Here is a 13836-nt window from a genome sequence, read left to right on the forward strand (position 1 = left end):
CGTTATTTCTGGTAGTAGAACGGGGCATCGCTCGCATCGATATCGCATCGCGTTTGCAACGCTTCTTGCAGGAGCGTCGGCGTATATGCGGCGATCAAGGTCAAGCGGTCGGCGGCCTTTTTGCTGAGGCCAGTCACCGCGTAGGTGCGAACCACGCCCCCTCCGTCCAGCGGCCTCCCTTTACCGTCTTCGGTCAATGTTGGCGCCGCCCCGCCGACTCCGCTGCTGGCATGAGTGATGGTGGGCGGTTTCACAGTGCCATCTAGCGGATAGACAATCGTCAACACCAAGCGTGGCTCGTATGTAAGGTAGACACCGCTGCTGCTGGGCAGCGGTATGGGCGAGTGCTTGGCGCCGACAACCTTCCACTCGCTATCCTCTAACTTCGGCGCACAGACAGCGTTTACATATGCCCTGTTCTCATCATCGAGGGTGGTGTATGTCTCCCTAGAAGCCCGTCCCAGCAACTCGCGCTTACCAAAAGTCCCGTCGTTAAGCCAAAAGCCGAGCGGAGTGAATTGGGCCTGCTCAGCCTGCCACACCCACCATATGCCCATTCCCAAAAGAATCACACCGGCGACAAGCCAACCCCCTACGGGTAGACCGGCTACGACGCTCGCCATTGTCCCGCCCGCCGCGAGCACACCACCGCCCGTGGTCAAAGCTGCTCCTCCCAGCCCCAGACCGACGCCGGCCAACGCATACGCTTTGGCTGCCTCGTGGTTCCCAATGCTCTTTTGATCAGCTGCTTTGAACCAGTTTGAAAGCGCATCAAACAGAGCTCCCGCATAACCGAACAACCGTAGTGCTCCGGCACCGGCGAGACGTTGCAACAGAAATCCGGAAATTGATGCCCGCGAGTAAACAGCCGGCATCAGTGCCCTTGTGTTCATAAGAACTCCGTTCGTTGCACTTCCGATACCCATGAATGCGGCCATCAAATTCCATTGCGCTCCATAGCTCTTGTCCGAACGGAAAGTAATAGCGGCATTTTTCAGGTTAATGAGACTAAAGAACGCCACCCCACCCGCTACTCCGCGCTCAAACACTTGCAGGAACGGATTGGCGACGCGTGTCATCGGCGTCAACCGCTGGAACACGGCAAGCTCCATGGTGTCCCCTGCCCCCATGGCAATCGATCCTCGCGCCACTGTGCCGCGAGGAAATCCTGCCGCGTCATCCAAGGCATCCGCCGCTTCCGGGAGTGTCAATCCGCGCACGATCACGCGGTCCTGATAGCGTGTTTCCACCATGTTCACAAGACGATTGGCATCTTCCACTGTGCCCATGCCAGCCAATTGATGGACGCGGTTCGCCACTGCGTCACGTGCCGCGCCGTGCCACGGGCGAGTCTGAGTCCCCGCCCTCGGGAATCGACTGAGCGTGTAGACACTCACCTGCTCCATCAAGAAATGCAACGCCACGTAGCGCATAAGCTGTCCCAGACCCTTGCTGAACGCGGCATCCGTGGCGACATCTTTCTTGTTCTCCCAAAGCGTGTCCGCAAACCCCTTGTCATGGTCAATATTGATCAGAATGGGATTGGTCTTCCACGGCAGTTTCCACCACCGCTCGAACAACTCGCGCTCGTTGTCCTTCTTGCCAGGCGGCGTCGTTTCGGTCCCCCAGATCATGCTCTCGATGCAGATAGCAAATGCGAGCGCGTGACTGGTGGACGAATTCGGATCCTCGGTGTCATAGCGCAGGAATGAGGTACCCATATCGTTCGCGGACTTTGTTGTCTGGTAGCTCTCCAACCATTTGCAGCGGTCGTTCTTGTGGTCCAGTACCACTCCATGGCGCTTTCCGATTTCCTTGGCAAACTCCTGCATGAACTTCACACGATCCGCCTCCCGGACATGACGGGCATAGAGCCCGGCCGCGTTCGACAAGACCGCGGAGCGCTGGCCAATCGGTTCGATGGGCATGGCATCGAGTTGCCGACGGGCATTGGGGTACGAGGACGGGCGATGCCGGGCCGGTTCGCGCTCGATGACGGCCAGGTTGTCGGCAAAGCGTTTGCGGATCCACTCTCGCTCGTCGATATCCCGTTGCAGGGTGCGGTCAAACTCTTCCCGATTCTTGCCGGCCAAACCCTTCTTCTGAGCGTATGCGGATTCATAGATGCGCTCGATCAACTCGGCGATCAGCATCTTCCGAAATCGTTTCACGTCGCCGTACGTGCTCGACTTGTCTGGCGCGGAGTTGTAGCTCTCCATGGCCTGGCGCGCTTGGAAGAACAGGCCGCCAAGGTCCTGCACCAGCGCGATGTTGTCGCGCATGACCACGGCTATTTGCTTGGCAGGCGCAACGGCTTTCATGCTGGTGAGCAGTGCCTTGGCTGTCGGGATGACGTTTTTTAGTTTCCACGGCGAGAAATCGAGGTTGGTGCCTTTGAATTCCTCCACCAGGTCGCCCATCCCTTCGGCGGCGAAGGTGTGTTTCGCTGGTGCGTCGGCCTGCCAGGCCTTGATGTCGATGGTGGTCGCCAACTGGGTGCGAATGCCATCTTGGTCGGACTGGATGGCGCGGATTTTCCGCTCAGTCAACAAGGTGTCCGTCAGCAAAAGATGAACGACGGAGCACTCCCGCGCCCAGATATGGCGAACGGTGTGCCCAGGCTTGTAGTCTTTGAGCGCGCCTTCCAGGGAGCGGTGCTTGGATTGCAGCTCGATGAACTGTCCGCTCTCTTCATTCACTCGCCAAACGAAGACGTCTCCTTGCGTCTCGTCGAACAGGTAGATAAAACCGCCACCGATGCAACGCAAGCCATATTGGGCATGATCTAGCGCTCTGAAGCTCCGGTCCAGCGAGGGCAGCTCGTAGGGATAGAGTGAACCGCCTTTCGGTTTAGCATGAGCGGAGTAGCGCAAGGGAAACAAGGGGATACGAGCGTGGCAGCTTTCGCGAGCGCTGGCGTATGAGGTCGTTCCGGCCATGCTCAGGCTCCTTCGGTAAGCAGATGGTTCAACGCCCCGGTCGCACGAGCGCCCGGTGTCAGGTTTGCGTCGCCCAACAAGGCGACGACGGCATGCGCGTGCGCCAGATAGGCGGGGTGGCGGAACGCCTCCATCGCAGTTTCCAAATGGTGCGGCTCCTGGAAGCCCCATTGGTAAAGTTGCTCCAGCCAGATCCGTGTTTGCTGGCGAGCGCTATCGCGGAAGCTATGGGGGGCGCCCAGTGTGAGCGCCGTCTGCTTGCGCAACTGGTAGTCGGCCAAGCCAGCATCGATGGCAGCCATCTCAGGGGCGGAAAACTGGAAGCCCCCCTGCACCTGGTAGCCACCTGCAGACTGCCGATAGCGCCACCATTGGTGGTCCGGGCCCAGGTTCTCCCGCCACTGCAGTTCTTGCACCGGGCCAAGCAGTGTGCCGGCACGATGCGGGTCCAAGGCTTGCAACACGCTAGCCAATGCCGCCGTTTCCTGAAGACGAAAGCGTGCCTTCTTGCCGTCGGGCATGTGCACGAAAAGAATTTCGCGCAGGTGGGCCAGCACGGTCTCCATGGGTTCGGGCGTCACCAGGAGCACGGCGGCGCCGGTTGGCGACCATACGTCAATGAAGGTGCTCGCCAGAGCCGAACCCGGTCCGTACTGGACCAGCATCGGCCCCCGGGTGTCGTAGTCGTGGTATTCGGTTTCACGCCACACCCAGCGTTGCGTACAGGTGAAATCCAGCGAGCGCACTGTATCCGCGATGGTGTGCTCTTCCGGCGTATTGGGTTGCGCCAGCAGCCACTCGTCCAGTATTTCGCTCTCCAGCAACAGGTAAGTCGAAGGAGAGGTATCCGTGGTCGCTGGCAGTATCGGTTGCTCCAGTGCCTCAAGCATTGTCAGCCTCCCCGGAAGTTGCCGCATGGGCAATCGGAGCGTGGGCAACTCCCGTCACTGCGCTTCATGCAGAGCACATCAAACGGCAGGCCCTCGGCAGGGACGCCCACTGGGGCGGGTACCGTACTTGTGCCCCCACTGCTCTGCGTCATTGGTCCCTTTACTCGAATCGCCACGCCTTCCAGCGTGATGCCACCGCCGTCGATGCGCACGGTGCCGCCCGGGCCTTTGACCTCCAGAACCTCGGCCGCACGGATTTCATAAACTTTGGTGCGATGCCGAATTGCTTGCCCCGCCTCCAGTTCGGCACGGCCCTGCACGCGCTGCGTTAGATGCCCACCGATATCCACCGTGTGATCGGCAACGGTCTTGTCGCAGCGATGGTTGCCGACTTCCTCGGTTCGATCCTTGCCGGTGTGGATCGTGTGGTTGCGGCCGATAGCCTGGAAGTCGTCCTGCACGATGTCGTGGCGCCGGTCCTGACCGATGGTGACCTGCTCGTCGCGACCCACGGTTTCTTTGCGATCGTTGCCGATGGCGATCGTTTCGTCGTGCTCGACCTGCTCGCTGCGGTCGTTGCCCACGAAGGTGGTTTCGTCGTGGTTGACGTGGATGTTCTGATCCCTCTGCGCGTGGACGTAGATTTCCTCCTGGTCCTTCTCGTCCTCGAAGCGCAGTTCGTTGTAGCCCTCACCCTTGTGCGTCTGGCTCTTGATCGTCATCCGCGTCTTGTGTCGCGGCAGTTCGTACGGCGGCAACTGCAGGCGGTTGTACGCCCGCCCAATGATGAGCGGCTGGTCCGGATCGCCATCCAGGTTGACCACGATCACTTCCTGCCCGATGCGCGGGATCGCCATATGCCCCCACGTCGCGCCAGCCCAGTTCTGCGCGACCTGGATCCAGCACGAGCTGTGCTCGTCGTGCTTGCCCTCGCGATCCCATGGGAACTGCACCTTCACCCGGCCGAATTCGTCGGTGTAGATCTCTTCGCCTTCGGGGCCCACCACCGTTGCCGGCTGCGGACCGTCGATACGCGGGCGCGGCAGCGGCTCGGCGCGCCATTCCGCGTCGTCGGGCACCAGCACCGCTTCGTAGCGATAGTGCGTGCCTTGTTGCGCGTCGGCGCTCTCCTCCGCCTGACTGGCGTATTGCTTGCCGTGATGCACGATGCTCACTGACCGCCAGCCGCGGTTCATGTCCTCACGTGGGTGACCGGTGAGGTCGAAGGCGAGGCCCGGTTGCAGGCGCGCGTCGTCGCCGCTAACCAGTGCGATACGCGCATCGCGGCGGTGGCCGCGCAGGCGGTCCTGCGTGAATGCCTTGCCGCTGGGCTCGTGCTTGTAGCGGCCCGGATAGTCGTAGCGCGCGTAGCCGCGGCCCTGGTGATCCAGGTCCGCGCCCTTGCGCGGGTATTCGTGCGGATAGCGTGGACTCTTGAACGTGTAGTCGCGCTGCACCTGGCGCGCGGTGCGCACGTTCTCGGTGTACGCGAAGGTGCGCAGGCATGGCTGCGGCTGGTCGCCACCGGGCGTGGGGTTGTACAGCACTGGCTCGCCCTGCTGGCGACCGAAAATAAAGAGGCGATCGCAATGGATCAGGCGATGCCCGTCCGCCTTGTGCTGGAACGCGTAGAAAAAGCCCTCCTCGCGCAGCATGCGTTCGATGAAATCGTAGTCGGTGTCGCCAGCCTGCACGCAGTACTCGCGCGCCAGATGCTCGTTGGTGACACGCTGTTCATAGTCCAGCGTTTGATGGTGTGCCTTGAGCACGGCCGTGGCGATCTCGGGCACGCTCAGGGTCTGGAAGATGCGTCAGTCGGAGGACAGCTTCAGGCGCGCCAGGCGCGGCTCAACGACCGCGGAGTACCGGGTACGTCGAAAGCCCGTGTCGCCTTGCACGAAACTTGACACCGCGCCGTGCACGTAACGCACGGGCACGCCGCCTTGCCAGATCGTGAGCAGGCCGTTGCGGTCGAGCACCTGACCGAAGTCGATGGCGGCGTTGGCGCTGGCCAGTTCCACCCGCAACAGGAAGGTCTCGGACAGGCCCTCGTGCAGGGTGAACTCGACGACCTCGAATGATTCGTCGCCGGCGGTGAAGGTAAAGCGCAGGTCGGATTGCGTAGGCATGGTCGCTCCCGTGGCCTGGGTTACGGTTTGAGGATGTGATCCAGCGATTGCAGGACCTGGTCGGTGGTGGCACCCAGCCTGATCGAGAAGAACAGGTAGGCGCCGACCAGTACGGCAAACGCGATCACCCAGGGTGTCCAGAGGGGCATCTGGCGCTTGAGGCGGTACCTGTACGTGGCGACGGTGGGCGCATCGGTGAGGCGCTCGGGCGTATCGCCGCGCAGCGGCCGCAGGATGCGGTGAAGCTTGACGATGATCGCGTTGAGCACGTCCTGCTGGTTGTGCTGTTGGCCGTATTTGCCCTGAAAGCCCAGGCAAAGGCAGAGGTATTTGAATTCCAGGACGTGGTGGTATCGCTCCGGCTCCATTTGCATGCGCGCGAGCACGGTGAAGAATTTTTCGCCGCCCCAGGTTTCGTTGTGGTGGTAGCTGAGCAGCGAGCGATTGCGCCAGAGCGAGCTGTTTCCCCAAGGAGTGGCCATGACAGCTTCGTCGATGAAGGTGCACAGCGCGTAGCGATAGGCCAGTTGGGTGGCGCCGTCGTAGCCGAGCTGACGCACTTCCTCGGATAGCGCGGTGATCTGGTCACGCACGCTGGCGTAGAGCTTGGAGATGTCATCGCAGCGGTCGAGGCGACGCAGGCGGATGACTAGGCCAAGCAGCGGCTGCGCAGCATCCACCAGGGGGTTGAGGCTGTGGCCGCGCAGCTGGAATTGCAGGTCATCGTCGTGGTCGATACGAAACACCGAATCGAAGAGCATGCGGCCCTTGTCTCCGAGCGGGGCGACTAGCGGGGTGCGCAGGAAGTCATCCGACTGGGCTTCCGGCAATTGCCCTGACGGTTGAGGCACCGGCTGCTGTGCCCGCGACTGGGACTCGAGATCGATCTTGTCGTTGCCGATATCGACGGTAGTGTTCATGTCATTGACTCCGAATGGCCCAGAACTGGAGTTCCAGTTCCGGGAAGTCGCCGGTGATATGGAAGCCGAAACCGTTGGCGCCCTTCTGCATCAACCTCTGCCAGTTCGGATGCGTGCGATCGAGTTGGAAGTAAGTGAAGCCGGCATGGAACGGCAGGTGGCGCGGCGCCACCGGCAGCGGACTGAGCGGAATGCCGGGCAGTTGCAGACGGATGAGATCGAGCAACGTCTGCTGGGAGGCAACCTTGGCCTGTTGCAGAAAGAGCTGACGCAGCTGGTCCAGCGGCATGCGCGCGCGCACAGCGAGAATGAATTCCGCATTCTGCATAAGACTGGGGTCGTTGACCTGGGCGGTGAGCACGCCATGGCGCTCCTTGACCAGCGGCAAGGACACGGCGCGCGGTTGCAGCACGGTACTGAGCACGCGTCGCAGGGTCTCCTGCAGCAAGTGGAAGGTGGCCTGCGGGTTGTCATGCTGGTAAGCCGGAAACTCCGGCGGCACGCGCGCCTCGTCGGTGAAGGTGACGAGTTCGCCGCAGGCCTGGCCGCACGCGAGGTAGGCGTCGAGCGGATGCACGTCGCTGTCGCGCGCCAGATGGCGGAACAGGTGCTGCCAACGGTTGAGCGCTTGCAGCAGGTTGAAGTCGGTGACGTCGGCAACGCCGGCCTGGCCAGGTGAACCAATGCGCTCGGCGATGCTCTTGGCGCGCTCGTGCGCCAGCGCGGCGATTTCTTCCATGAAATGCGCGAGCTGGCTGATGGCTCGCAGGTGCAGGCCGGTGATGTGGAAGCCGCTATCCATGAGCAGGCTGCCATCGGGACGCCGGTCGAGAATGCGCCCGATGGCCAGCCCTGTAAAAGCGCTGCGGTCGTCCCGTTCCAGCGCCAGTTGCAGGTTGGGTACTGCCATGGTTACGGCGACGTGGTTGCCCTGATGACTGTGGGTGTCACGCACGTCTTCACTGCGCGCGACGTACCGCGCATTGGCGTAGGTGTCCGGCCAGCGGATTTCGGCCATGCCGTCGGAACGCAGCGGCAGCGTGAGATAGACGGTCTGGTTGGCGGCGGTGGCATCGGTGATGTCCAGCGGCTCCGGCGGCGGCTGATCGTGCGGAATATCGAAGGCGGTGCCGTCGGGCAGGATGCCGCGCGCACGCACGATTGCGATCTTGCCGATGGCTAGGAAATCCTGGTTCAACACCAGCTCGGCGAAACCGTAGCCGTACTTGCGCCCCAGACGGACGTTGACGTAGTGCTCGAGGTAGCGACTGGTTTGCTGGAAATGCTGGGGCTTGACGAAGAGCCCTTCGTTCCAAGCGACGGGATTACGGGTGGTCATGGTTGCTGGCTCGTTTGGGTGGCCGCCTCGCGGGACAGTCCGCGGGACAACTGCTGCGGACGAGAGGCCGGCTTGCGCAACAGGCCCGGCGCGCTGTCGGTCGGTTCGCGCAGCGGGTCCCGTGCGCGATCGGTCGGTTCGCGCAACGGGACCGGCGCGCGGTAGGCTTCGTCTGTGATGGTGACGCGGGTGTCTTGCAGGGTGACCAGCAGGGCGTATTTGCGCCCGCGCGGTTCGAGCCGGAAAACTTCGTACCGGCGGATCGCATTGACAGCGTGGAAGGCGGCTACGACAGCCACATAGCGAGCCTTGTCCTCGACGGGACTGAAATCGACGTACTTGAACTGGCCCGGTGCGAGGGTGTAGTCGTCCGCGGCAATAAAGGTACTGCCCAGCGCCTTCTTGGGGCTCTTGCTGACGAGATCGAGGTCGGCGTTTTCCAGCATGCTGTCGTCCTTGAGCTGGAGTACCTGGAAGGCGATAGGTGTGGCGGCAGTGCTGAACGCTGGCGCTGTTGACTTTGGTGCCAACGCCAGTGCGCTCGCTGCGGCCAAGCTGTCGCCCTTGCGGTACTGGCCCAGGTTTGGCTCGACGCCGGGCGTGTCCGCGAGCGGCAGGCTGCGGCGAAACCGCCCGTCCGGCGGCAAGGGTGGCTTGCTGGTGGGCGTGACGGTGAGGGAATTCGGAAGCGGCCGCCCAGTGCCATGCGTCGGCAGTGGCGCCACACCCTCCTCGCCCTGCAAATGGTCCAGCAAGGCGCGCAAGCCGCTGATGAGCTCGCCCTTGGTGGCGCCGTTGAAGCTGACGGAATACGGGCCCTCCCCGACCAGCTTCTCCTCGGTCGGTTCATCGATCGCGGCGGCGCTGTCGGCGACCGACGCGCTGACAGGGTTGGGATTGACGTCGGCGCTGGCGTACAGGCTGAGAGCGATCTGGGTGGGCTGATCGTCAGGTGCGCCCACCGGGATGGACGGGTCCATCAAGACCCTGCCCGTCTTCTTGAACACATTGCCCACGGTGTTGCAGCCGGCGAGCAGTGTGCCGGCGAGCAGGAGCGCGAGGCTTCGCTTCATGGCGCCTCAGCACGCAAGGCCTGATCGTAGGCCTGATCGAAGACCTCCCAAAACAATTTGTCGAAGCCTTGCTGGCGCCCGGAGATCAGCTCCTCGTAGTAGTACCCGTACATTTGCCAAGCCCAGCCGTCGCTATTCGCCTGGCCTCCCTGCGGCGGTCGGTAACGAGTGAAGCGCCGTTGCAACTGCTCCGGTGAGAAGGCTTGCAGCAGCGCGCTGAGACCGGCGGTGATGGCCTGCTGGGTGGCCCGCTGCTGGAGCAGAAGCTGCGCCAGCGATTCCTCGATGGCTGCCGCCGGCGACAAATGAACGACGCTGCGGTCGGCGGCGAACATGGCGCGTACGGTGTCCGGGTAGCTTTGCCCCAGACGCAGGGGGTTGTCTTCGATGGGTTGCAAGGTGCGCTGGCGCTGTCCGTGCGCGCCGCCGTGCAAAGCGCTCAGGCCGCTGATGGCCGCACTGAGGCTACGGCCTGCCTCATGGAGAAGCGCGTAGGCTGTTTGCGCATCCAGCGCCCCCACCGGTGCGCCGAGCCCTTCGATCAGCGGATTGACCAGGCCGGCCGGATCATGGCCGTTCGCTTGCTGGGTATGCAGCCACTCGCGGGCGGCCGGGTTGTGGCTGTCGGACTCCGACATGATGGTTTCTCCTGACGCATGGATGGGCCAGCCGTAAACGGCTTCCTGAGCCGTGGCGGCAAGGTCGGCTTGGGCCGCCAACGGCGAGAGTCCGTAGTGATGGGGGTCGAGCGGATCGAGCGAGGCGCGCTCGGCTGTACCCGCACTGCGCTGTGCCGCAAGGTCCAGCGCGTGCAGCGGGTCGAGCTGGCCCTGCGGCTGTGGCGGCTCGCTCAAGGCCCGGAAAGCGACCCAGTCGGGATTCGGCGCAACGGGAGGCTGCCCTTCGGGCGCCGCGTCGGGCAAGCCGTCCAGGTAGTCGTCGTGCAACTGCATCAACTCCTCGACGTCGTGCTGGGCCAGCACGCGGGACGGGTCCGGCAACGCGTGCTGCTCCTCGTCCAGGTGCACCGCTATGCGATACGGCCCCACGTGCAGGTTGTCCGCGTCACGCAAGCGCGCGCTGGCGTGCAGGCCCAGGGGACGGGTCTGCTCGTTCAGCTGGGTGTAGCCGCTGCGATCGATGACGAGATAGCCGCCATCTTCGAAGCGGATTTCGCAGTGTTGAGGCTGCACCCGGCCGGCACGGTCGTGCAGCAGCCAACTGGCACCCTGCGAGCCGATGGTGCCACCGGCGGGGTCGAAGCTGTAGTGCGGCGCCGTGCCTTGCTGCAAGGCTTCCGGGTTGGCGACGACCAAGGCCAGGCGGGGCTCGGTGGATACCGTATTCATGCGCGTACCGTCAGTTGAACACGAGGCGGTCGGCGCAATGCAGGCTGTTCCAGAAAACTGGTCCAACCCAGTTCGGTGCCGACCTCGCCCGAGAGGTTGAAGGAAGGAATTTCGTTTTCGCGCAGCGCCAGTTCGAGGTCGCACGGGGTTTGGTCACGCAACAGGAAGGCAACCAATAAACGCAAACGCTCGAAGTTCTCGCCGTGCGGAAGAAATTCGCGGAACCGCTGCTGGCTGAGGTTGGCGATGACGATGGTGAATTTGGCATGGCGCGTGCGCACGCTGTCGCCCACGCGGAAGCTCTCGCCGAGTTGGCCATTGAGGCAACCGAGCTGGACGCGATCGCCGGGGTCGATGTCGGCGTGGCGCAGCTCGAAATCGCGGATGTCGACGTCCTTGAGGTCGAAGCAGTGCGCGACCAGTCCGGCGACCATCGCGGGCGAGCGGCTGCGATGCACTACGGCACCGGCAAAACTGAGCAAACGGCTCCAGGCAATGGGCGTGTCACCCCGGGTGGCGGTGTTCTCCAGACCGATCAGCGCGAACAGGCGCTGCGAGAGCGGGTCACTGGCGCCGGGACGGAAGCGGATGTAGTGCCGGTACTTGCGCCATGCCTGGTGCAGCAGCGTCAGCAGGCGGTGATGGAATACGTCGAAGAACGCCGGACGGATGCCGATGCCCTGGCCGGCCTCGTATGCCAGCCGCTCCACGTAGTAAGACGGCAGTGGCGAGTCAGGACCATGCAAGCCGAGGAATGTGGCCTGCACTTCGTACTGGTGAGGCTCGCCCTGCGCCACGCGCCGAGCCAGCGACACGTCCGAGGCCGGGAAGCCCATGCCGGCATAGTTGCTCAGCTTGATGCGCTGACGTTCGGGATCGTCGCTGTCGGGCGATTCGAGGTCGTCGCCATGCAGCGCATGCAGCCGTTCCAGGACCAAGAAGAAGTCGTGGTTTCTCGCGCCCACCAGCAGCTTTTCGATCAAATCAGGGCTTGGGTTCCGCTGCGCATGGGCCATGCGTAGTGCTCCTGATTGGTGATATTGATCGCCTCCATTACGTGGAAGGAAGAAATGCTGCTGTACAACGCCAGGAAATGGCTCAGCACCGTGCCGAACAGGTAGAGGTCGCCTTCGCAGGAAAAACCCGCCTGATCGAGCTTGATCACGCTGCGGATGCCGCGGATCGGCAGCGCCTGGAACATGCGGTCGACCGGCGTGGTAACGACTTCCAGCAGCGCATCCAGGCGCTTCTGCGTGGCGCGGCGCCGCTGGATGTCGTGGTGAGCGGCAAAGTCGTACGCGCTGATGACGGCCTTCAACGGCTCGGCGGCCAGCAGCGACAGGTAGGTCGGCGATAGATTGGAGATGAGCCGCCACTGCAGGTTGCCGTCCAGAACGGGCCGATACGATGGGGTGGGCGCCGTCAGGTTGCGACTGCCGACGAAGGTGGGAACGTCGGGTGTGGGGATGCACACGTCCCCCACACCCAAAGCTAGTGGCAACTCGCGGTTGGTGCAGGTCAGCGACACCGAGACCGTCTCGTCGCGACCGATGTAGTCGTGCTCGTCACCACGCACGAACGAGACACGGTGCTCGACACCGGCGGCGGTGAGCGACGGTTCGATGCGGGTGCGGTAGTACAGCGTGGTGTGGCCGCGCTCGTAGTCGATCTGGTGGCGCAGCGACTCGAAGGGATGGTAGGTGCGCAACCATTCGCCGGACTTGCCACTGCCTTCGCCTTTCCAGCCATCGACGCTGTCGATACTGAAGATTTCGTAGGCGTCGGTCCGCTGCCCAGCGGGTTGCAGGCGATAGTCCACTGCTTTGCCGGTCAGCCGAACGGGCTCGGCCTCGTGTTCGAACAGGTTCACGGCAGGCGTGCAGTACAGCGCCAGGTCGCCCGTGCGAATGCGCACGTCCTCGGGCATGGGCCGAGTGAAAACGAAATCCAGGCGGATCTTCCCGATCTGCTCAGTGGGCCAAAGCGAACGTAGCCCGCGTATACCGAAGAAGAAGAACCGGCGTGGCAACAGGAAGTACTCCTGCAAAATACGGTAGCCGTCCAGTGCATTCTTCGGGTATGGAAGCAGCGCCTGATCGGGGGCGAAGCCGTGGAACAGCACTTGGCTGGCGGGGATAAAACGCACCTGCCCCGCAACCTCCATGCGGATTTCGCGGAGGTACTCGGCCAGCCACAGATAAAGCGTCATCGCGGTGTAGTCGTTGCCGCTCAGGTAGAAATCGAGCTGGTCGCAATCGTAGGTACTGGGCGGGCTTTGGCTGAGCGTGGCCAGATCCACGCGCACAGTCGATTTCTCCAGCGAGTGAGCATCGCTGACCTGATCGATCCGCAAGGGATAGATGGCCATGTCTGCACAGGTGCGAAACTCGCAGGAAATCCCGTCTACCTCGCGAGCGCGCATGCGTGTCCCCTTGGGAATCACATGGCGTCCCGTGATGGCGCGGTCCATCGGCAGGAACTGCACGATCGTGGCGCTGGGCAACGGACGCAGGTAGTTCGGCCACAGCAGTTGCAGCAACGGGTGGGTCAGCTCCGGAAAGTCATCATCGATCTTCAGGCGCAGCTTGGCCGTGAGGAAGGCAAAACCTTCCATCAGCCGTTCCACATCGGGATCGGTGGCCTCCTCTCCCAGGTATCGCGCGAGCTGCGGATTGTTGCGCGCGAACACCTGGCCGAGGCGGCGCATATAGTCGAGCTCTTCGCGAAACTTTCGCTTCAGTGGCATCAGCCCTCCTGGCTGGGTACTAGATCACGTCGATCCAGCGCTCCCGGTGCTGGACGAGCAGATCGATCTGCACGTCCTCCGTGCTGTCGTTAACTGGCACCAGGCAGTGCAAACGAAAATGCAGCGGACCCGCCTGGCCGTATGCGGTGACGGGATGAACGTTCAGCACCTGGACTCGAGGTTCGTAGGCCATGACCGCGGCACGGACGTCCTGGCATACCTGGTGGCGCAGGTCCATCTGGCTGGCCGCGGCGTCGTTCAGATCCCGCAAGCCGAAGCCAGGGCAGCTTTGCGAGCTGCCCTGGCGGCTATTGAGAATGCGCTCGAGGTGATCCTTGATGGCACCGATGCGCTCCGACGCCAGCGCCTGCCGCGTGCGCATGCGGCGCGGCGGCAGGTCTGGATCAAGCCGTTCAAACAGGCTGCCCTGGCCGGGGGAACGCGGCATGCG

At 63.0% G+C, this 13836-nt stretch carries 9 protein-coding genes and 1 pseudogene; all 10 read right to left on the minus strand.

Annotated elements, in window-relative coordinates; genetic code table 11:
- Positions 1-2 precede the first annotated feature (2 nt).
- Complete coding sequence (locus OHZ10_RS09485; protein WP_342702218.1) at positions 3-2939, minus strand: toxin VasX; 2937 nt, start codon at positions 2937-2939, stop codon at positions 3-5.
- A gap of 2 nt (positions 2940-2941) precedes the next feature.
- Positions 2942-3829 carry a DUF4123 domain-containing protein gene (locus OHZ10_RS09490; protein WP_059234051.1) on the minus strand — a complete coding sequence of 296 codons (888 nt, stop codon included), beginning with the start codon at positions 3827-3829 and terminating at the stop codon, positions 2942-2944.
- Between the two features lie 2 nt (positions 3830-3831).
- Positions 3832-5958: pseudogene (locus OHZ10_RS09495) on the minus strand (type VI secretion system Vgr family protein).
- A gap of 20 nt (positions 5959-5978) precedes the next feature.
- Entirely contained in the window at positions 5979-6878 is a 900-nt protein-coding gene (gene icmH, locus OHZ10_RS09500; protein WP_342702219.1) for a type IVB secretion system protein IcmH/DotU, read from the minus strand.
- 1 nt (position 6879) lies between these two features.
- The gene (gene tssK / locus OHZ10_RS09505) at positions 6880-8217 is read right to left on the minus strand and encodes a type VI secretion system baseplate subunit TssK (protein ID WP_059234049.1); all 1338 of its coding nucleotides are present in this window, start codon (positions 8215-8217) and stop codon (positions 6880-6882) included.
- Positions 8214-9290, minus strand: coding sequence for a type VI secretion system lipoprotein TssJ (tssJ, locus tag OHZ10_RS09510; RefSeq protein WP_342702221.1), 1077 nt, complete (start codon positions 9288-9290; stop codon positions 8214-8216). Before tssJ ends, tssK begins: the two co-directional genes overlap by 4 nt.
- Positions 9287-10639, minus strand: a complete 1353-nt coding sequence (gene tagH / locus OHZ10_RS09515; RefSeq protein WP_059234047.1) for a type VI secretion system-associated FHA domain protein TagH — start codon at positions 10637-10639, stop codon at positions 9287-9289. Before tagH ends, tssJ begins: the two co-directional genes overlap by 4 nt.
- Positions 10636-11655, minus strand: a complete 1020-nt coding sequence (tssG, locus tag OHZ10_RS09520; protein WP_059234046.1) for a type VI secretion system baseplate subunit TssG — start codon at positions 11653-11655, stop codon at positions 10636-10638. The genes tagH and tssG overlap by 4 nt, the downstream gene beginning before the upstream one ends.
- Positions 11619-13385, minus strand: a complete 1767-nt coding sequence (tssF, locus tag OHZ10_RS09525) for a type VI secretion system baseplate subunit TssF (protein WP_342702222.1) — start codon at positions 13383-13385, stop codon at positions 11619-11621. The genes tssG and tssF overlap by 37 nt, the downstream gene beginning before the upstream one ends.
- Positions 13386-13404: 19 nt before the next feature.
- Positions 13405-13833 (minus strand): type VI secretion system baseplate subunit TssE, encoded by a 429-nt coding sequence (gene tssE / locus OHZ10_RS09530; protein ID WP_174991570.1) that lies wholly within the window; start codon positions 13831-13833, stop codon positions 13405-13407.
- Positions 13834-13836 lie beyond the last annotated feature (3 nt).

The organism is Burkholderia arboris, assembly GCF_038723655.1.
In the GTDB taxonomy this organism is placed as follows: domain Bacteria; phylum Pseudomonadota; class Gammaproteobacteria; order Burkholderiales; family Burkholderiaceae; genus Burkholderia; species Burkholderia arboris.